This window comes from Janthinobacterium tructae (assembly GCF_006517255.1).
Lineage (GTDB): Bacteria > Pseudomonadota > Gammaproteobacteria > Burkholderiales > Burkholderiaceae_D > Janthinobacterium > Janthinobacterium tructae.
Genome location: NZ_CP041185.1, coordinates 2,090,002 through 2,108,336, shown reverse-complemented (window position 1 = coordinate 2,108,336; position 18,335 = coordinate 2,090,002). Strand labels below are relative to the sequence as shown.

20 protein-coding genes are annotated in these 18,335 nt (G+C 64.2%); 17 read left to right on the top strand and 3 right to left on the bottom strand.

Going from position 1 to position 18,335, the window contains the following annotated elements; genetic code table 11:
• Positions 1–83 precede the first annotated feature (83 nt).
• Complete coding sequence (locus FJQ89_RS09250) at positions 84–944, bottom strand: tetratricopeptide repeat protein (protein ID WP_141169972.1); 861 nt, start codon at positions 942–944, stop codon at positions 84–86.
• A 114-nt stretch (positions 945–1,058) separates the two neighbouring features.
• Between FJQ89_RS09250 and FJQ89_RS09245 the strand changes: the two genes are divergently transcribed.
• Together FJQ89_RS09245 and FJQ89_RS09240 are read left to right on the top strand one after the other, a co-directional pair.
• The gene (locus tag FJQ89_RS09245; RefSeq protein ID WP_141169971.1) at positions 1,059–1,823 is read left to right on the top strand and encodes an AraC family transcriptional regulator; all 765 of its coding nucleotides are present in this window, start codon (positions 1,059–1,061) and stop codon (positions 1,821–1,823) included.
• A gap of 58 nt (positions 1,824–1,881) precedes the next feature.
• The gene (locus tag FJQ89_RS09240) at positions 1,882–2,826 is read left to right on the top strand and encodes a DMT family transporter (RefSeq protein WP_141169970.1); all 945 of its coding nucleotides are present in this window, start codon (positions 1,882–1,884) and stop codon (positions 2,824–2,826) included.
• Here the strand turns inward: FJQ89_RS09240 and FJQ89_RS09235 are convergent.
• Together FJQ89_RS09235 and FJQ89_RS09230 are read right to left on the bottom strand one after the other, a co-directional pair.
• Positions 2,792–3,139, bottom strand: coding sequence for a hypothetical protein (locus tag FJQ89_RS09235; RefSeq protein WP_141169969.1), 348 nt, complete (start codon positions 3,137–3,139; stop codon positions 2,792–2,794). The genes FJQ89_RS09240 and FJQ89_RS09235 overlap by 35 nt on opposite strands.
• Before the next feature lie 147 nt (positions 3,140–3,286).
• Entirely contained in the window at positions 3,287–3,787 is a 501-nt protein-coding gene (locus FJQ89_RS09230) for an Lrp/AsnC ligand binding domain-containing protein (RefSeq protein ID WP_034754979.1), read from the bottom strand.
• Between the two features lie 105 nt (positions 3,788–3,892).
• Between FJQ89_RS09230 and FJQ89_RS09225 the strand changes: the two genes are divergently transcribed.
• The 15 genes from FJQ89_RS09225 to FJQ89_RS28395 all read left to right on the top strand — a co-directional run bounded on the left by FJQ89_RS09225 (position 3,893) and on the right by FJQ89_RS28395 (position 18,281).
• Positions 3,893–5,182, top strand: a complete 1,290-nt coding sequence (locus tag FJQ89_RS09225) for a D-amino acid dehydrogenase (protein ID WP_141169968.1) — start codon at positions 3,893–3,895, stop codon at positions 5,180–5,182.
• A gap of 1 nt (position 5,183) precedes the next feature.
• On the top strand, positions 5,184–6,314 hold the full coding sequence (gene alr, locus FJQ89_RS09220) for an alanine racemase (RefSeq protein ID WP_141169967.1): 1,131 nt from the start codon (positions 5,184–5,186) through the stop codon (positions 6,312–6,314).
• Between the two features lie 86 nt (positions 6,315–6,400).
• On the top strand, positions 6,401–6,958 hold the full coding sequence (locus tag FJQ89_RS09215; protein ID WP_141169966.1) for an NADPH-dependent FMN reductase: 558 nt from the start codon (positions 6,401–6,403) through the stop codon (positions 6,956–6,958).
• A 126-nt stretch (positions 6,959–7,084) separates the two neighbouring features.
• On the top strand, positions 7,085–8,677 hold the full coding sequence (locus FJQ89_RS09210) for a sensor domain-containing diguanylate cyclase (protein WP_141169965.1): 1,593 nt from the start codon (positions 7,085–7,087) through the stop codon (positions 8,675–8,677).
• Positions 8,678–8,831: 154 nt separating this feature from the next.
• A complete protein-coding gene (locus tag FJQ89_RS09205; RefSeq protein WP_141169964.1) occupies positions 8,832–10,247 on the top strand; it encodes a cytochrome ubiquinol oxidase subunit I in 1,416 nt (471 codons plus the stop codon).
• On the top strand, positions 10,237–11,244 hold the full coding sequence (gene cydB / locus FJQ89_RS09200; RefSeq protein ID WP_141169963.1) for a cytochrome d ubiquinol oxidase subunit II: 1,008 nt from the start codon (positions 10,237–10,239) through the stop codon (positions 11,242–11,244). Before FJQ89_RS09205 ends, cydB begins: the two co-directional genes overlap by 11 nt.
• Positions 11,244–11,387 carry a DUF2474 domain-containing protein gene (locus FJQ89_RS09195; RefSeq protein WP_141169962.1) on the top strand — a complete coding sequence of 48 codons (144 nt, stop codon included), beginning with the start codon at positions 11,244–11,246 and terminating at the stop codon, positions 11,385–11,387. The genes cydB and FJQ89_RS09195 overlap by 1 nt, the downstream gene beginning before the upstream one ends.
• Positions 11,387–11,926: a hypothetical protein gene (locus FJQ89_RS28020; protein ID WP_168208420.1), complete on the top strand. Its 540-nt coding sequence runs from the start codon at positions 11,387–11,389 to the stop codon at positions 11,924–11,926. The genes FJQ89_RS09195 and FJQ89_RS28020 overlap by 1 nt, the downstream gene beginning before the upstream one ends.
• Positions 11,927–11,967: 41 nt before the next feature.
• Positions 11,968–12,387: a hypothetical protein gene (locus FJQ89_RS09190; protein WP_141169961.1), complete on the top strand. Its 420-nt coding sequence runs from the start codon at positions 11,968–11,970 to the stop codon at positions 12,385–12,387.
• 115 nt (positions 12,388–12,502) lie between these two features.
• Positions 12,503–12,832, top strand: coding sequence for a hypothetical protein (locus tag FJQ89_RS09185; RefSeq protein ID WP_141169960.1), 330 nt, complete (start codon positions 12,503–12,505; stop codon positions 12,830–12,832).
• A gap of 1 nt (position 12,833) precedes the next feature.
• The gene (locus FJQ89_RS09180; protein WP_243136490.1) at positions 12,834–14,201 is read left to right on the top strand and encodes a TolC family protein; all 1,368 of its coding nucleotides are present in this window, start codon (positions 12,834–12,836) and stop codon (positions 14,199–14,201) included.
• 2 nt (positions 14,202–14,203) lie between these two features.
• Entirely contained in the window at positions 14,204–15,583 is a 1,380-nt protein-coding gene (locus tag FJQ89_RS09175; RefSeq protein ID WP_141169958.1) for a multicopper oxidase family protein, read from the top strand.
• A gap of 192 nt (positions 15,584–15,775) precedes the next feature.
• On the top strand, positions 15,776–17,431 hold the full coding sequence (locus FJQ89_RS28600) for a methyl-accepting chemotaxis protein (protein WP_141169957.1): 1,656 nt from the start codon (positions 15,776–15,778) through the stop codon (positions 17,429–17,431).
• A gap of 83 nt (positions 17,432–17,514) precedes the next feature.
• The gene (locus FJQ89_RS28400; RefSeq protein WP_243136489.1) at positions 17,515–17,946 is read left to right on the top strand and encodes a hypothetical protein; all 432 of its coding nucleotides are present in this window, start codon (positions 17,515–17,517) and stop codon (positions 17,944–17,946) included.
• Positions 17,895–18,281, top strand: a complete 387-nt coding sequence (locus FJQ89_RS28395) for a hypothetical protein (RefSeq protein ID WP_243136488.1) — start codon at positions 17,895–17,897, stop codon at positions 18,279–18,281. Before FJQ89_RS28400 ends, FJQ89_RS28395 begins: the two co-directional genes overlap by 52 nt.
• Positions 18,282–18,335 lie beyond the last annotated feature (54 nt).

Below are 18,335 nucleotides of genomic sequence, written 5' to 3'. Positions count from 1 at the left end.
ACAAGTGCGGCTGGCCGTATGGAAGAAACAAATATGACAAATATGCCAAATAATGTGGCACTGATGTCGTCAGCCAGGGGGACTTAATCCCTGCCGGGCAGGCATGGCGCTGCCGGGTCGCGGCTGCCGTGCGGGAGCCGCGCACTGACGGCGATCTGGCGTGCGATGAAGGCGGCCGGCTCGAAGCCGTAGCGCTGCTGGAACGAGATGGTTTCCGCACTCATCAGTTCGGCATACGTCTGCATCAGGGTCGATGCGCGAAGGTAGTTGCGCTGCTCCACATAGGTGGCTATGGCGCCCAGCAGCACGGGATAATCGGCATTTTCCTTGCTGCCGCCAAAGTTGAACGACAACTGCCCGCAGGCGCGCCAGATGGGGTCGGGTTCCCCGTCCGGCACCGGCTGCGTGCGCAGCCATTGCAAGGCCTTGAAGGGCGGGCCGCCAAAGGACGGTGGCGAGATGATGGCCTCGATGGCCACCTTGACGGCTTCCCCGATTCTTCCCGCGCGCACGTACTGGCCATGCAGCAGCACCAGGGCGTCCGTATATTCGGGAACGAGGGCCAGCGCCGCTTCCAGCAGCGCGATGGCCGCCTCCGGGTTGCGCTGCGCAATCAACTCCTTGGCTTCCAGAAAGGCGGCGCGCGGCGAGGCGGGATCATCGGTCAGCGATGGCGTGCCGACATACTCGTCCTCCGCTGCCGCATGGGCTTGCAGAAATGCCGCCAGGCTGGAAAAGTGCGGCTGGAGGCGCCACTCGTCGTGCCAGGTCTCGACCACGATCGGTTCGGACGCTTCGCGCCCGATGGGCCAGTACAGGCCGAAGGTGTCGCCATTGCCCAGCGCGCCTTCGGCGAAGGGCGTGAAGCCGAGCGGTGGGTACGCTGTCGTGTGTTGCCAGTCTTGTTCCGCCGAAATGTGGGCGAAGTTCGCAGGTTGTTGCATGGAGGCACCGGAATAAAAAACGCCAGTGTAGGGCAAGCTGGCAGCGCCAGGCGCGCGTCTCGGTGCACCTGCCTGCTGATAAAATAGGGGCTTGTTCACCCGGGCGGCCTCGCCATGTCCAGCACACCACAGCCTGCCATCGACCTCAGCTTTCGCAGCTATGCGGAAATCGGTGCGCCGAACCGGCATGATTTCGTGCAACTGGTGCTGCCCCTGCACGGCCAGCTATTGCTGGACATCGACGGCAGGCAGGGAAAGGCGGATGCGCAGCAGGCCGTGGTGATCCCGGCGCACACCTGGCATGCCCAGCATAGCCAGGTGGCCAACCATTCCATCATCCTCGACGTGGATGCGGCCACCGTGGCCAGGGGCTGCTGGCAGCAGCTGCTGGAGCGTCCTTATACGGCGATCGGGCCGGGTGCCCGCAAGCTGATCGAATACCTGGGCGTCATGGCGCAGCAGCAGGCGCTGACGCCGGCCATCGTCAGGGGCTGGACGCCGCTATTGCTCGATACCTTGCTGCCGGGAGAGCCGCAGCCCCGTTCGCGCCTGGGCGCGCTGGTTGCCCGTGTGCAAGCCGAGCCTGGCTTGCCGTGGTCGACGGTGTCGATGGCGCGCTTCGCCAGCCTGAGCGTCAGCCGCCTGCATGCGCTGTTCCGCGAGGAAATGGATGCCAGTCCACATGCCTGGCTGCTGCAGCAGCGCATAGCGCGGGCTTGCGAACTGCTTGCCGCCAGCGACGCCAGCCTCGCCGGGATCGCGCTGGCGACCGGTTTTTCCGAGCAGAGCGCGCTGACGCGGGCCATGCGCGACAGCATGGATGTCACGCCTGCCGCCTACCGGCGCGCATGTCGCGAGAAACGGTCAATAAGGCAGTAGCTGGCGCCAAGAATGGACGCGGCAGACTTGCCACAATCTCCTTTTCAGGAGATTGAGCATGCATCAAGAAAACAAGAGCCGGCTGGGCATGTTGGCCGGCATAGCCGCGGGCGCGCTATGGGGGCTGGTGTTCCTGGCGCCGGCGCTGATCCCCGCATTCCAGCCGCTGGAACTGTCCGTGGGCCGCTACCTGGCGTATGGCCTGATCGCGGCCGTGCTGGTCGCGCCGTCGTGGCGGCGCCTGCTGCGCACACTGAGCTGGCGCGAATGGCGCGGACTGATCTGGCTCAGCCTGACAGGCAATATCGCGTATTACGTGCTGCTGGCCAGCGCCGTGCAGATGGGGGGCGTGGCCATGACGTCGATGGTGATCGGCTTGCTGCCGCTGGTCGTCACGCTTGTGGCCAGCCGCGACCGGCATGCCGTGCCGTTGCGGCGCCTGCTTCCCTCGCTGCTGCTCAGCATTGCCGGCTTGCTGTGCATCAGTTGGCAGTCGCTGGCCAGTCCCCGTCATGCATCGCTGCCGGGTTTGCTGTGCGCGCTGGCGGCGCTGCTGTCGTGGACGGTGTACGCGGTCGGCAACAGCCGCTGGCTGGGGCAGTTGCGTTCGGTCTCGGCGCACGAGTGGAATCTACTGACGGGCGTGGTCACGGGTGCTGCCGCGCTGCTGCTGGCCATCCCCGTGGCGCTTGCCGCTCCCGCCGCGCATGGCGGCACGGCCTGGCTGCAGTTTGCCGCTGTCGTCACGGGTGTCGCGCTGCTGTGTTCCGTCGTTGGCAATGGCTTGTGGAACCATGCCAGCCGCGTCTTGCCGCTGACCCTGATGGGGCAGATGATTGTCTTTGAATTCCTGTTTGCCTTGCTGTACGGCTACTTGTGGGAGCAGCGCTGGCCTACGCTGGCCGAGGCTGCGGCCACCATGCTGTTGCTGGCGGGCGTGCTGGCATGCGCCGCGGCGCACCGGCCGCCTACTTGCGCGGCTCGTGTATCCGGAATTTCCTGACGACACCCGCCTGGTCGAACATGACGGCCACTTCGCGTGTGCCTTTTTCGCCCAGCATGGGGAGCAGCCGCGTCACCTTGGGGGTTTGCAACTGGTTCTTGTAGACCCAGACTTCATAGCCGGGATCGAAGCTGACCACGGTGGCGTTGCCCAGGGCCGCGTCGAGGTCGAGGCGGGTGGTCTTGCCGACCTTGATGTTCTGATAGATGGCGCCATTGTCCGGTGCGCGGTTGACCTTGTATTCACTGGCGGTGCACATGGCCACGGCCAGGCCCGCGAGGCAGGAAGCTGCCAGTTTTATCAATGTGTTCATAGGGACTCCCAGTGTGCATCACTGCTTCCAATCTCAGAGGGGACGGGCGTGATGTCAGGAGGGAGTGTGCTTGGGTCGCGCCGAATGTGCTACAAGATTATACAAAGGCGCACAAAATGATGCCTTTGGTGCCGGCTGGTGCTACCTTTAGCGGCTCTGCAGCACGTCGGTCGAGAGCGCCAGGGTTTCCTTGATTTCTTCCATCACCACATAGCTTTTCGATTGCGCGGCGCCCGGCAGCTGCAGCAGCATGTCGCCCAGCAGTTTGCGGTACTCGGCCATTTCATGGATGCGCGCCTTGATCAGGTAATCGAAGTCGCCCGACACCAGATGGCATTCTTGCACTTCGGGAATTTGCAACACTTCGCGGCGGAATTGTTCGAAGGCGGACGCCGACTTTTGATTGAGAGTAATCTCCACAAAGACGAGCAGCTTGGCACCGAGCGCGGCCGGGTTCACCTTGGCATGGTAGCCCGTGATGACGCCGTCGCGTTCCATGCGCTTGACCCGCTCGATGCAGGGCGTGATCGACAGGCCCACCTGTTCGCCCAGGTCTTTCATCGAGATGCGGCCATCCTGCTGCAGGATGCGCAGGATGTGGCGGTCCAGCTTGTCGAGACCACGTGCTGATTCTTTAAGGATTCTCATGATTTATTGCTGAATATCTCGATTTATACGTGAACAAATACTGGCTCTTTCCCAATATGATAGCGGTTAATCTGGCAATAGCCTAAAAAATATAATGAGGAAACTATGCGTATCGTGATTCTGGGTAGCGGCGTCATCGGCGTCACCAGTGCTTACTATCTGGCCAAGGCAGGACATGAGGTGACCGTCATCGACCGCCAGCCGGGCCCGGCACTGGAAACCAGCTTCGCGAATGCGGGGCAAATCTCGCCCGGCTACGCTTCGCCATGGGCCGCGCCCGGCATTCCCCTGAAAGCCGTGAAGTGGATGATGCAGCGCCACGCGCCCCTGGCCATCTCGCTCGACGGCAGCGCCGCCCAGCTCAAATGGATGTGGCAGATGTTGCGTAATTGCACACCGGAAGCGTATGCGGTGAACAAGGAACGCATGGTGCGCCTGGCCGAGTACAGCCGTGACTGCTTCAAGGTGTTGCGCGCCGAAGCGGGTATCACGTATGAAGGCCGCCAGCAAGGCACGATGCAATTGTTCCGCACGGAAAAGCAATACAACGATGCCGCCAAGGATATCGAAGTGTTGAAAGACGCGGGCGTGCCGTATGAAGTGCTGCAGCGTAACGAGCTGTCGCGCGCCGAGCCGGCCCTCGAAGCGGTCAAGGATAAACTGTTCGGCGGCTTGCGTTTGCCCAACGACGAAACGGGCGATTGCCAGCTGTTTACTACGCGCCTGTCGGAAATGGCCGTGGCGCTGGGCGTGAAGTTCCGCTATGGCGTGTCCATCGACGCGCTGCTGACCCAAGGTGATGAAATCGCTGGCGTGCAATGCGGCGCGGAAATCGTCAAGGCCGATTCCTACGTCGTGGCCCTCGGTTCCTACTCGACGGGCTTCATGCAGCCGCTGCTCGACATTCCCGTGTATCCATTGAAGGGCTATTCGATCACCGTGCCTATCGTCAATGCGGCCAAGGCGCCCGTGTCGACCATTCTCGATGAAACCTACAAGATTGCCGTGACGCGTTTCGACGACCGCATCCGCGTGGGCGGCATGGCGGAAATCGCCGGCTACAACCTGGACCTGAACCCGCGCCGCCGCGAAACCCTGGAAATGGTCGTCAACGACTTGTTCCCCGGCGGCGGCAACACGGCGGAAGCCACGTTCTGGACGGGTTTGCGCCCGATGACGCCGGACGGCACGCCGATCGTCGGCCGCACGCCGCTGCGCAACCTGTTCCTGAACACGGGCCATGGCACCCTGGGCTGGACCATGTCCTGCGGTTCGGCGCAATTGCTGGCCGACCTGATGTCGTCGAAACAGCCGGCGATTCTGGCCGACGACCTGTCCGTCAGCCGCTACAGCGGTGCGCAGCGCGGCGGCAAACTGCAATACGCGGGAGCCTGAGATGGCGGCCAGCATGCCTGCCAAGGAACGTAGCGGCGCCATCCTGACGGTGGACCTCGATGCCGTGCGCGCCAATTACCGCTTGCTGCGCGACAAGGCGCACCCGGCCGCCTGCTCGGCCGTCGTCAAATCCGACGCCTATGGCCTGGGCGCCGCGCAAGTGGGCGCGGCCCTGTATGAAGAGGGTTGCCGGCACTTTTTTGTGGCGCATCTGGAAGAGGGCATCAGCCTGCGCCCGCACGTGGCGCCGGATGCGGCCATCTTCGTGCTGCACGGCCCGCCCGTCGATACAGAAGGCGAATTCACGGCCCACGGCCTGACGCCAGTGCTCAACAGCGAGCCGCAGGTGGCGGGCTGGCGCGCGCACGCCAAGGCATTGGGGAAAACCCTGGACGCCATCGTGCAGGTGGACACGGGCATGTCGCGCATGGGCCTGTCACCGCAGGAAATCGACGCCTGGCTGCAGGATGCCCACTTTCTTGACGGCATCAAGGTGCGCTACATCATGAGCCACCTGGCGTGCGCCGACGAGCGTAGCAACCCCATGAATGGCGAGCAGCTGGCCCGTTTCATCGCTATCCGCGCCCGTTTGCCGCAGTACCGCGCCAGCCTGGCCAATTCCTCGGGCATCTTTTTGTCGCCCGACTATCACTTCGACCTGGTGCGTCCGGGTGCGGCCCTGTACGGCATCGCGCCGCAGGGCGGCGAGCCCAACCCGCTGCGCTCCGTGGTCCGGCTGCAAGGCAAGGTCATGCAGACGCGCACGATTGCCGCCGGCGACCACGTGGGCTACAGCCGCCGCTACACGGCCAGCGAGCCGCGCCAGGTGGCGACGATTTCCGTCGGCTATGCCGATGGCTGGCTGCGCAGCATGAGCAATCAGGGCCTGGCCATCGTCGATGGCGTGAAAGTGCCGCAGATCGGCGCCATTTCCATGGATTCGATCACCCTGGACGTCAGCGCCATCGCGCAGGAACGTGTCGTGCCGGGCAGCCTGGTCGACCTGATCTGCGCCGAACACCCGGTCGATGCCGTGGCGGCCATGGCCAATACCATCGGCTATGAAGTGCTGACTAATCTTGGCGGGCGTTATTACCGCGAATATCAAGGCCTGGCGCAATCCGCACGCTAGCGCGCAAAACCGATAATTGTGTGGCAAGATAGCCCTGACGTGCATCGCACCTCAGGGCTTTTTTTTAACCATCATCGGGGATTTTCATGAGCCAATATCAAGTCGCAATCATCGTCGGCAGCCTGCGCAAGGATTCCTTCAACCGCAAGCTGGCCGACGCCATCATCAAGCTGGCGCCGCCCGAGTTTTCCTTCAAACATATCGAGATCGGTGACTTGCCGCTGTACAACCAGGATGACGATGGCGCGCAAGCCGAACAGGTGTTACGCCTCAAATCCGACATTTCCGCATCGCAAGCCTTGCTCTTTCTCACCCCCGAATACAACCGCTCGATCCCCGGCGTGCTGAAAAACGCCCTCGACCACGGCTCGCGCCCGTATGGCCAGAGCGTGTGGGGCGGCAAGCCGGGCGCCGTGCTGGGCGTCTCCGTGGGCGCCACGGGCACGGCCCTGGCGCAGCAGCATTTGCGCAATGTGCTCGCTTACCTGGACGTGCCGCTGCTGGGCCAGCCGGAGATGTTTATCCAGGCCAAGGAAGGCCTGTTCGACGAGCATGGCGGCATCGGTCCGGCCAGTCTGGGTTTCTTCCAGAGCTGGATGCAGCGCTACGCGGACTGGGTACGCAAGCACGCCGTGCATGCCTGAATGGCGTAGGCTTGTCGGGCGGGGAGAAATGGGGCAATAAACCGTTGTCCATGGCACTTTGTTGCTGTATGGACATGTATAATGGGCTTTTTTTCAGGCGCAATCCTACGCTGCCCCGTCCCTTCCATGCCGCTTCAACCTGTGGCGCAACCTCTGTTGCGCATCAATCTGCGCCGTCTGATCGTGCTGGTGGCGTTTGCCAGCGCCGTCATCTCCCTGGCTAACAGCTTTTATGCCACGTATCAGGTGCAGCGCCAGTTGCTGATCGATACGACCCTGGAGGCGAACTACGCGTATGCGCTGAAGCTGGCCAGCAGCACGGAGAACTTCCTGCTGGCGGCGCGCCAGCAGCTGGCCTACAGCGCCGGCCAGCTGCCCCGGCATTTTGCCGACCCTGCCGCCCTCAAGACGGAAGCCGAACGCTTGCGCGGGCAGACCAACACCTTCAATTCCGTCCTGATCGTCAACGCGCAGGGCAAGGTGCTGGGCGTGTCGCCCGAGACGCTGGGCCTGCAGAACAGCCAGCTGGCCTCGGAAGGCGCGCGCCTGGCGCTGCGCGAACGCCGCCCGCTGATCACCCGGCCGTATATGTCGTCGGTGGGCAACCTGGTGGTCTTCATTTCCCATCCCGTCTTCGATCGCGGCGGACGCTATCTGGGCTATGTGGGCGGTTCGATTTACCTGAAGCAGAAAAACATCCTGTTCACCTTGCTGGGACAGCATTACTACCGCGATGCTTCGTATTTATATGTGGTCGACCAGAGCCGGCGCCTGCTGTACCACCCCGATCCTTTGCGGGTCGGCGAAGTGGCCGGCAAGAATGCCGTGATCGACGCCATCCTGCGCCAGGAAAGCGGCAGCGCGAGCATCGTCAACAGCCGGGGCACGGACATGCTGGCCGGCTATGCCGTGCTGCCGTCAACGGGCTGGGGCATCGTGGCCCAGCGGCCCACGGCTGCCACTTTGGCGCCGCTGAACCAGCTGATGCTCAACACCCTGTGGTATTCCTTGCCCATTGCCTTGCTCAGCCTGCCGTTCATCTGGTGGCTGGCGCGCCTCATTTCACGGCCCCTGGTACAACTGGCCGAAAGCGCCAGCCGCATGGACGCGCCCGGCATGTCCGAGCGCATCGGCGGCATCCGCGCCTGGTATCTGGAAGCGGCGCAGATCAAGCGCGCCTTGCTGGTGGGAATGTCCTTGCTGCAGAAAAAGATCGGCAAGCTGAAATTCGACGTGCAGACGGACCCGCTGACGGGCCTGTCGAACCGGCGCGGCATGGCGGCGGCGCTGGATGCCTGGCAGGCCCAGGCGCGGCCGTTTTCCGTCATCGCCATCGATATCGACCATTTCAAGCAAGTCAACGACCGCTGGGGACATGCGGTGGGCGATGAAGTCATCCTGCACCTGGCGCAGCTGATGCGCACCTGCTCGCGCGATGCCGACGTGCTGTGCCGCAATGGCGGCGATGAATTCATCATGCTGCTGCCCGAGGCCGACCTCGACGTGGCGCTGCAGGTGGCCGAGCGCCTGCGCGCCCGGGTGGCCGCCGCCTCGATCCCCGGCGCCGGTCCCGTCACGGTGTCGCTGGGCGTCGTGTCGTCGGAACAGGGGGCGGGCAAGGTGCTCGGTGCGGACGCCGTGCTGCTGGCGGCCGACGCGGCCCTGTATGTGGCCAAGGAAAATGGACGCAACCGCGTGGGCCTCGCCGAGCCTGCCTGAGGCGTTGTTGCGCTGGATCAGATTGACCTTGTCATTCGGCAAACGTCAAACTGATCCTATGTTTTCTCCGACTTCTGAGTCTGTTATGTTTTACTCGAAAAGCCTAGAGTGGAGGCCTGGGTAAAACAGACGTCATACGTCGGGAAGGCAACACATGTCAGGGCTCACTGCATTGGAACTGGCGCGCGTCCAGTTCGGCTTCACCATCTCATTTCACATCATTTTTCCTGCCATCACCATCGGCCTGGCCAGTTACCTGACGGTACTGGAGGCGGCGTGGCTGCGCACGCAGGATGGCGTGTATCGCGACCTGTACCACTTCTGGTCGAAGATTTTCGCCGTCAATTTCGGCATGGGCGTCGTTTCCGGCCTCGTCATGGCTTACCAGTTCGGCACCAACTGGAGTTTCTTTTCCGATTATGCGGGCAGCATCACGGGTCCGCTGCTGGCCTATGAAGTGCTGACGGCCTTTTTCCTGGAAGCGGGCTTCCTCGGCGTGATGCTGTTCGGCTGGCACCGCGTGGGGCCAGGCCTGCACATGTTCGCCACGGCCATGGTGGCGCTGGGCACTTTGATTTCCGCCACCTGGATCATCGCCTCGAACAGCTGGATGCAGACGCCGCAAGGCCATGAAATCATCGACGGCCGGGTCGTGCCCGTGGACTGGCTGGCCGTCATCTTCAATCCCTCGTTCCCGTACCGGCTGCTGCACATGAGCGTGGCCGCCTTCCTCGCCACGGCCTTGCTGGTGGTGGCGTCGGCCGCCTGGCATTTGCTGCGCGGCAATGATAACGCGGCCATCCGCAAGATGATGACGATGGGCCTGTCGATGCTGCTGATCGTCGCGCCCATCCAGGCCGTGATCGGCGACCTGCATGGCTTGAACACGCTGGAGCACCAGCCGGCCAAGCTGGCCGCCATGGAAGGCCACTGGGAAAACACGGGCGGCGAGGGCACGCCGCTGATCCTGTTCGGCTGGCCGGACATGGAGCGCGAGGAAACCCTGTACAAGGTCGAGATTCCCCGCCTGGGCGGCCTGATCCTCGCGCATGACTGGAATGGCACGATTCCCGCCTTGAAAGAATTCGCGCCGCGCGACCGGCCGCCTTCCGCCGTCGTCTTCTGGTCTTTCCGCATCATGGCTGGGCTGGGCATGCTGATGATCGCGCTGGGCATCTGGAGTGCGTGGCTGCGCTGGCGCGGCACCCTGTGGCGCTCGCGCCTGTTCCTGCGCTGCGCCCTGTGGATGGGGCCCAGCGGCCTGGTGGCCATGCTGGCCGGCTGGTACACGACCGAGATCGGCCGCCAGCCGTGGACCGTGTACGGCTTGCTGCGCACGCAAGACGCCGTCTCGGCGCACGGCGCCACGCAGCTGGGCATCACCCTGGCGCTGTTCATCGTCATTTATTTTGCCGTCTTCGGCACGGGCATCGGCTACCTGCTGCGCCTGATCCGCGTGGGGCCGCAGCCGCATGAGGGCGAGCGCGTCGAGCACGGCGGACCGGGCCAACAACGTACACCCGCGCGGCCACTGTCTGCAGCACAAGGAGGAAATTCGCATGGGCATTGATCTGCCACTACTGTGGGCCATTATTATCTTGTTCAGCATCATGATGTATGTGGTGATGGATGGCTTTGACCTGGGCATCGGCATCCTGTATCCGTTTTTCCAGGAGAAGAGCGAGCGCGACGTGATGATGAATACGGTCGCGCCCGTCTGGGATGGCAATGAAACCTGGCTGGTACTGGGCGGCGCGGGCATGCTGGCGGCCTTTCCGCTCGCCTATTCCGTGGTGCTCAGCGCCTGCTGCCTGCCGCTCAGCTTCATGCTGATGGGCCTGATCTTCCGCGGCGTGGCCTTCGAGTTCCGCTTCAAGGCGCGCGAGCATGAGCGCCATGTGTGGGACAAGGCGTTCATCGGCGGCTCGGTGGCGGCCGCCTTTTTCCAGGGCGTGACCCTGGGCGCCACCATCCAGGGCATGCCGGTAGTCAAGCGCAGCTATGCGGGCGGCGCGCTGGACTGGCTGACGCCGTTCTCGCTGTTCACGGGTGTGGGACTGGTGGTGGCGTATGCCTTGCTGGGCAGCACCTGGCTGATCATGAAGACGCAGGGCAGCCTGCAGGCGCGCGCGGGCCGCATCACGCGCACGCTGGTGTGGCTGCTGCTGGGCGTGATCGCCATCATCAGCGCCTGGACGCCGCTGGTCGATCCGGCCATCGCCGCGCGCTGGTTTTCGCTGCCGCAGCTGTTCTGGTTCCTGCCCGTGCCGCTGCTGGTACTGGGTGCGGGCTGGCTGCTGCTGCGCTCCCTGCGGCGCGGGCGGCAGACGGCGCCGTTCCTGCTGACCCTGGCGCTGGTCTTTCTCGGCTACAGCGGCCTGGGCGTCAGCGTGTGGCCCAACATTATCCCGCCGTCGGTATCGATATGGGAGGCGTCGTCACCGCCGCAAAGCCAGGGTTTTACCCTGGTGGGGGCGCTGTTCATCATCCCCGTTATCCTGATGTATACGGTGTGGTCATATTATGTGTTTCGTGGCAAAGTCCACCCGGAAGATGGCTATCACTGATGACACGATTTAAACAGGGACAACAATCATGGTGCAAACGACTGGCGTGGCTGGCCGGTATCTGGCTGGCCAGCGTGACCACCCTGGGCCTGGCCGCCTGGGCGATGCGCCTGCTGATGCGGGCGGCGGGGATGGGCAGCTGATGGCGCAGGTAGCGCAGGTTTCGGGCATCCGCTGCGAGGTCGGTGCTCAGCTGCACCCGCTGGCCTTCCTCGGCTGCCGCGAACTCAACTATGGCCAGCACAGCGCGCTGCCGCTGCAGCCGTTCCGCCTGAGCGTGCCGGAAGCGGCGCTGGCGGGCCTGCTCGACGAGCCGTTCAACAGTTTTATCCAGACTTGCCGCGAAGACGACCAGCAGTACGAGGAAAGCGACTTGCCCGAACTCAAGCAGGCGGGCTACCCGGACATCACGGCCATGCTGGCGGGCCACCGGCCGCTGCTGGCCGACATGTTGCTTGACTTCATGATCGGCGACTTGCTGGCAGCCATCGGGCGCGCCAGCGGCTACCGGCCACCGCGCGCGCGCCATTGGGGCGACGTCGAGGCGGCCGATGGCCGCGCGTATTTCACCATCAATGAAGTGCAGAAAGTGACTTTTGCCGATGGCCAGGCCGTATTCGAAGGGCAGGGATATTACGGCGAGTACGTCATCTGGCTGACCCACGGCTACGTGCGCAAATAGGGACTTGACCTTCCTCGCGTGGGAAGGTTTATAGTTGTGCCATGAACCGTGCCTTTTTCCGCTCACTCGCCCGCTCGCTGCTCTGGCTGCTGGCCGTCACTTTGCCCTTGCAGGGCTTTGCGTCGGCCATGCGCAGCTGCTGCGTGGACGAGCTGACGGCAGCGGTCACTGTTGTGGCAGCGCAGGCGCCGCAGTGCCATGCTATGAACGATGCGGCCGACATGCAAATGGCGCACCAGCCAATGACAATGTCCATGGACGATGGCGGCGCCATGCAGCATGGCCACGATTGCAGCAACCATGGCGCGTGTACCGTGGGCGCCACGGCGCCACCCGGCATGCCCGCCTTGCACGCCTTGATCCTGCGCGCGCCACCACCGGCGCTGGCGCCCGATTCCCTGTTCGCCGGGCATATTCCGCCTGGTCCCGAACGCCCCCCGAGAAGCACGCACTCCGCCTGACCGCCCGTTGAACCTGGCGGTGCGGTCCTTGCACGTCCATCGCGGCCGTGCTCGCCGCGCCTTCCCGTTCCACCTGCGCGCCCGCCGCGCCATACCCTGTCATTCAAGGAATACCATGAAATACCTGTTCAGCCTCGCGCTTGCCGCGCTGCCGCTGGCCGCCGCCGCTCAGTCCCAGCCCAAGCCCGCCCCGCAAGAGGCACAAGCCTCCGTACCGGCCACCACCTACCGCTCCGCCTTCACCGGCTACCGTCCCGCCGCCGAGGAAGACGCCACGCCCGACCAGACCTGGCGCGCCGTCAACGAGAAAGTTGGCAAGGCGGGCGGCCACATGGGCATGATGAAAATGGACGGCCACACGATGCCGATGAAGCATGCCATGCCCACGCCGGAGGCGAAGCCGGCCGCCCAACCCGCTCCGCAACACCAGCATGAAGGACATTGAGATGGCACGTTTCACACAATCAACTTGCCTCACGCCGCTGGCGCTGGCGGCCGTCCTGCTGCTCAGTGGCTGCGCCAGCTTCAGCCCGGACGGCGGCATGCGGACGGTGTCCACGCTGGCCGACGTCCGCACGGGCGCCCCCGCGGCGCTGGCCGGCGAGGGTGGCGAGGAAAAACTGGCTGCCCTGCTGGCCCAGCCCCTGGATGCCGACAGCGCCGTGCGCATCGCCCTGATGAACAACCACGGCATGAAGGTGGCGCTGGCCCAGCTGGGCGCGTCCGAGGCCGACCTGGTGCAGGCGGGACGCTTGCGCAACCCGGGCCTGTCGTTCGGCCGCTCGCACGGCAGCCACGGCAATGAGATCGACCGCGGCGTCAGCTTCGACCTGGCCGGCTTGCTGACCATGCCGCTACGCGTGAACATCGAGCGGGGCCGTTTCGAGCAAGCCAAGCTGCAGGCGGCCAGCAGCGCCGTGCAACTGGCGGCCGACACGCGTCGCGCCTACTTCAATGCGGTCGCTGCCGTGCAGACGGAAGCGTTCATGCAGCGCGCGCTGCTGTCGGCCGAAGCGGGCGCCGAACTGGCCACGCGCTTGCGGCAGGCGGGCAACTGGAGCCGTCTCGACCAGGCGCGCCAGCAAGTGTTTTATGCGGATGCCGTCGGCGACCTGGCCCGCGCGCGCCACCAGGCATTGGTGACGCGCGAGCACCTGACGCGGCTGCTGGGCCTGTGGGGCAAGCAGGCCAGCTTTACTTTGCCGTCGCGCCTGCCCGACTTGCCGGCCCAGGCGGCTGAGGCGGGCAATATCGAGGCGCAGGCGATGGAACAGCGCCTCGACGTGCAAAGAGCGAAACTCGACGCGCATGCCACGGCCGGCGCGCTGGGCCTGTCCAAGGTGACGGGTTTTATTAACGTGCTCGAGGTGGGCTATACCAACAAGAGCAGCAGCGAGGCGCCGCGCGAAAACGGCTACGAAGTCTCTCTCGAATTGCCCCTGTTCGACTGGGGTTCAGCGCGCAATGCCAAGGCACAAGCGCTGTACGAGCAGTCGCTGCAGCGTACGGCGGGCACGGCTGTGCGGGCCCGCTCGGAAGTGCGCGAGGCGTATTCCAGCTACCGCACGGCCTACGACCTGGCGCGCCACTACCGCGATGAAGTCGTGCCGCTGCGCAAGACGATCTCGCATGAAGTATTGCTGCGTTACAACGGCATGCTGGCCAGCGTGTTCGAGCTGCTGGCCGACGCGCGCGAGCAGGTCGCCAGCGTGAACAGCGCCATCGAAACCCAGCGCGATTTCTGGATCGCCCAAACTGAATTGCAATCGGCCATCAATGGCAGCGGCCCCGTGGCAACTGCGGCAAAGGAATAATGATGATTACACGTAGAAACTTTTTCATGAATGCGGGCGCCGTCGCCCTCAGCGCCGCGGCCGTCAGCCGAGTCGGTGCGGCCTCGTTGCCGGAAGCCGTCAGCATGGCCGGTGCGGAAACGAAAGCGCCGCCACCGCCGCCGAACGGGCGGCCATACAACCCCGTCGTCACCCTGAATGGCTGGTCCTTGCCCTGGCGCATGAACAACAACGTCAAGGAATTCCACCTGGTGGCCGAACCTGTCGTGCGCGAACTGGCGCCCGGCATGCAGGCCAACCTGTGGGGCTATAACGGCCAGTCACCGGGGCCTACCATCGAAGTGGTGGAGGGCGACCGCGTGCGCATCTTTGTCACCAACAAGTTGCCGGAACACACGAGCGTGCACTGGCATGGCCAGCGCTTGCCCAACGGCATGGATGGCGTCACGGGCTTGACCCAGCCAGGCATTCCTCCTGGCAAGACCTTCGTGTATGAATTCGTCGCCAAGCGGCCCGGCACCTTCATGTACCACCCGCATGCCGATGAAATGACGCAGATGGCCATGGGCATGATGGGATTCTGGGTGACGCATCCGAAAGACCCGAACTTCATGAAGGTGGACCGCGATTTCGTCTTCTTGCTCAGCAACTACGATATCGATCCGGGCAGCTACACGCCGAAGATCATGACCATGACGGATTTTAATCTGTTCACCTTCAACAGCCGCGTCTTCCCCGGCATCGATCCCATGGTGGTGCGCCAGGGCGACAAGGTGCGCGTGCGCGTGGGTAATCTGACCATGACCAATCACCCGATTCACATGCATGGCCATGAATTCGAGGTGACGGGCACGGATGGCGGCTGGACCCGCCCCGAGTCGCGCTGGCCCGAGGTCACCACGGACGTGGCCGTGGGGCAGATGCGCGCCGTGGAATTTACGGCCACCGACCTGGGCGACTGGGCTTTCCACTGCCACAAGTCGCACCACACGATGAATGCCATGGGGCATGACGTGCCCACCATGATCGGCGTCGACCACCAGGGTGTGGCGGCGAAGATCAACCAGCTCGTGCCCGGCTACATGGTAATGGGCGAACGGGGCATGGCCGACATGGGCGAGATGCAGATGCCGATTCCCGACAACACCTTGCCGATGATGGCCGGTGACGGCCCGTTCGGCGCCATCGGCATGGGCGGCATGTTTACCACGGTGAAGGTGCGCAAGGACCAGAAGCCGGGCGACTACCGCGATCCGGGCTGGTACAAGCACCCGGCCGGCAGCGTGGCGTATGAATGGACGGGCGCCTTGCCGGAACCGGTGCGCAGCCAGGGTACAGGCAAGGCGGCGGCGAAGGGCGGCGTCGAGATGACGGTGCGCAAGCCGCTCAGGCACGATCATTGATGTCTCAATAATATTATTAATTTTAAATTAATATCAAGGGCTTGCCTAGCACGGCAAGCCCTGGTGCTTGTTGTTATAGATCAAGCTATTGTCGTTTAGTGACAATGCGCGTATTTCTACCCCGCTATTTTCTTTATATTCAAGACATTCCGCTGCTTCTTCGAGCACTGGTGGCCGGACTATGGGGAAATCATGTTGAGTCAAATGAAGGTGGGCACGCGCCTGATCGCGGCGTTTTTTTGCGTGGCACTGATGGGGGCCAGCGTGGCCGGCATCGGCATCTTCAACATGGGCAAGATCGACGCCATGGCCGGACAGATGTACCACAATGAGTTGCTGGGGCTGTCCCACATCAAGGAAGCCAATATCGCGCTGATCAAGGTGGGCCGCGCGCGCAGTAATTTCTTGCTGGCCACCACGACCGAGGAGCGCGCCACGCGCCAGGCCGACATCGCCAGATTCATCGCCGCCAGCAAGGACAGCCTGACCAAGGCGCAGCCGCTGTTTGTCACGCCGGCCGCCAAGGAGCTGTTCGCCCGCTTCGCGGCCGTCGAGGCGCAATACATCACCGTCATGACGCAGGCGCTGTCCCTGGCGGCGACCGAGCCGCTGGCCCAGCGCAGCGCCGAGCTTGTCGGCTTGCTGAACCAGACGCGCCAGCATGCGGACGAACTCGACGGCATGCTGGAAAAATTATCGTTGCAGAAAGAGGCGCGGGCAGCGGCGGCGGCGGCACAGGCGTCCGGCGTGTATCAGGCCAGCCGCAGCTTCATGATCGCGCTGGTGCTGGGCAGCATGGCGGCAGGACTGGCGCTGGGCGTGCTGATCACGCGCGGACTGACGCGCCAGCTGGGCGGCGAACCGGCGTATGCAGTCAAGATCGCCGGCGCCATCGCCGAGGGTGACCTGACCGTCGATATCCGCACGGCCAGCCATGACAACGCCAGCCTGCTGTTTGCCATGAAAGCCATGCGCGACAAGCTGGTGGGTATCGTCAGCCAGGTGCGTTCGGGCACGGACACCATCCATACGGCCTCCAGCGAAATCGCCCAGGGCAATCTCGACCTGTCGTCGCGCACGGAAGAACAGGCCAGTTCGCTGGAAGAGACGGCATCCTCGATGGAGCAGCTGACCTCGGCCGTGCGGCAGAATGCGGATAACGCGCGTCAGGCCAATGCACTGGCCGGCGCCGCTTCCGACGTGGCCGGCAAGGGTGGCGCCGTGGTGGGGCAAGTGGTGCAGACGATGGAATCGATCAATGCCTCCTCGCGCAAGATCGTCGACATCATCAGCGTCATCGACGGCATCGCTTTCCAGACCAACATCCTCGCCCTGAATGCGGCAGTGGAAGCGGCCAGGGCGGGCGAGGAGGGGCGCGGTTTCGCCGTCGTGGCGTCCGAAGTGCGCAACCTGGCGCAGCGATCAAGCCAAGCCGCCAAGGAAATCAAGACCCTGATCGGCGACTCCGTCGAGAAGGTGGAAATCGGTTCCAGGCTCGTGCATGACGCGGGCAAGACGATGGATGAAGTCGTCACCAGCGTGCGCCAGGTGGCCGACATCATGCAGGAAATCACGGCCGCCAGCGCCGAACAGAGCGCCGGCATCGAGCAAGTCAACCAGGCCGTGCTGCAGATGGACCAGGTGACGCAGCAGAACGCGGCCCTGGTGGAAGAGGCCGCGGCGGCCGCCGAATCGCTGCAAGACCAGGCGCAGATCCTGACGGACCTGGTGGGCGTGTTCCGCCTGCATGCCCAGGCCGAGCGCATCGCCGTGGCGCCGGCCAGCAATGTCTCGCCGCTGCGCCGGCTGGCGCCCGCCGCCAGGCAGGGCGTGCGGCGCCTGGCCTGAACCCGGCAGGATCGGCGCAACACGCACAGCTGGGCTTGGTGGGAGGCTGTCGCTATTGCGTATTTGCCACTTCCGGGTCTTCCATGTCTTCTCTCTGCTTGCCGTTGCTGTGTTTCTCCCTGCTGTCCCTGGCACCATTGGCGCAGGCGCAGGAGGGCGATCCCATCCTGCCTTACCGGCCTTCCGTGGCCAGTCCCGCCCAGCTGCCCGTGCCGGGCCAGCTGGAATTCGAGGCCGGTGGCTTGCTGTCCAAAACGGACGATACGCGCCGCGCCAGCCAGCCCTATACCTTCAAACTGGCGTTCACGCCCGAATGGGGCGTGCTGCTCGAAGGCGAGGGATTCGTGCGCGCGCGCGATGACGCGGGCCGGCGCGAGACGGGGGTGGGCGACACGACTGTCGTGCTCAAGCGCGCCTTTTTGCTCGCGACGCCACGGCGCTGGGCCTGGAACTGGGCTGGAAGTTGCCCACGGCCAAGGACAGCATCGGCAGCGGCAAGAGCGACGTGTCGCTGAATGGCATTGTCAGCCGCGACCTGGGCGTCGTGCACATGGACGCCAATCTGAACGCCACGCGCCTGGGTGCATCCGACCCCGGCACGGGCCGGATGCAAACGGGCTGGGCGGCCTCCTTTTCCACGCCCGTCAGCGCGCGCTGGGGCGCCACGGCGGAAGTGTCGGGCACGCGTCTGCGCGGCGCGCCGGCCACGGCGCAGTTGCTGCTGGCGGCCACCTGGAGTCCCACGCCACGGCTGGCCATCGATATCGGCATGGCGCGCGGCTTGACGGCGGCGTCGCCGGACTGGTCGCTGTTCAGCGGGCTGGTCGTGCCTTTGGGCAAACTGTGGTGAAATGGTAACGCTGGTCCTTATGTGTCCTTGCGAACAAACAACGTGGCGCATGAG

Excerpts from the sequence above, each read along its gene's own strand:
- FJQ89_RS09240 (WP_141169970.1), top strand. The coding sequence starts at position 1,882 with ATGCATCAAGAAAACAAGAGCCGGCTGGGCATGTTGGCCGGCATAGCC.
- FJQ89_RS28400 (WP_243136489.1), top strand. The coding sequence starts at position 17,515 with ATGTCTTCTCTCTGCTTGCCGTTGCTGTGTTTCTCCCTGCTGTCCCTG.
- FJQ89_RS09210 (WP_141169965.1), top strand. The coding sequence starts at position 7,085 with ATGCCGCTTCAACCTGTGGCGCAACCTCTGTTGCGCATCAATCTGCGC.
- FJQ89_RS09175 (WP_141169958.1), top strand. The coding sequence starts at position 14,204 with ATGATTACACGTAGAAACTTTTTCATGAATGCGGGCGCCGTCGCCCTC.
- FJQ89_RS09225 (WP_141169968.1), top strand. The coding sequence starts at position 3,893 with ATGCGTATCGTGATTCTGGGTAGCGGCGTCATCGGCGTCACCAGTGCT.
- FJQ89_RS28600 (WP_141169957.1), top strand. The coding sequence starts at position 15,776 with ATGTTGAGTCAAATGAAGGTGGGCACGCGCCTGATCGCGGCGTTTTTT.
- FJQ89_RS28020 (WP_168208420.1), top strand. The coding sequence starts at position 11,387 with ATGGCGCAGGTAGCGCAGGTTTCGGGCATCCGCTGCGAGGTCGGTGCT.
- FJQ89_RS09205 (WP_141169964.1), top strand. The coding sequence starts at position 8,832 with ATGTCAGGGCTCACTGCATTGGAACTGGCGCGCGTCCAGTTCGGCTTC.
- FJQ89_RS09235 (WP_141169969.1), bottom strand. The coding sequence starts at position 3,139 with ATGAACACATTGATAAAACTGGCAGCTTCCTGCCTCGCGGGCCTGGCC.
- FJQ89_RS09195 (WP_141169962.1), top strand. The coding sequence starts at position 11,244 with ATGACACGATTTAAACAGGGACAACAATCATGGTGCAAACGACTGGCG.
- FJQ89_RS09180 (WP_243136490.1), top strand. The coding sequence starts at position 12,834 with ATGGCACGTTTCACACAATCAACTTGCCTCACGCCGCTGGCGCTGGCG.
- alr (WP_141169967.1), top strand. The coding sequence starts at position 5,184 with ATGGCGGCCAGCATGCCTGCCAAGGAACGTAGCGGCGCCATCCTGACG.
- FJQ89_RS09250 (WP_141169972.1), bottom strand. The coding sequence starts at position 944 with ATGCAACAACCTGCGAACTTCGCCCACATTTCGGCGGAACAAGACTGG.
- FJQ89_RS09185 (WP_141169960.1), top strand. The coding sequence starts at position 12,503 with ATGAAATACCTGTTCAGCCTCGCGCTTGCCGCGCTGCCGCTGGCCGCC.
- FJQ89_RS09245 (WP_141169971.1), top strand. The coding sequence starts at position 1,059 with ATGTCCAGCACACCACAGCCTGCCATCGACCTCAGCTTTCGCAGCTAT.
- FJQ89_RS09190 (WP_141169961.1), top strand. The coding sequence starts at position 11,968 with ATGAACCGTGCCTTTTTCCGCTCACTCGCCCGCTCGCTGCTCTGGCTG.
- FJQ89_RS09230 (WP_034754979.1), bottom strand. The coding sequence starts at position 3,787 with ATGAGAATCCTTAAAGAATCAGCACGTGGTCTCGACAAGCTGGACCGC.
- cydB (WP_141169963.1), top strand. The coding sequence starts at position 10,237 with ATGGGCATTGATCTGCCACTACTGTGGGCCATTATTATCTTGTTCAGC.
- FJQ89_RS09215 (WP_141169966.1), top strand. The coding sequence starts at position 6,401 with ATGAGCCAATATCAAGTCGCAATCATCGTCGGCAGCCTGCGCAAGGAT.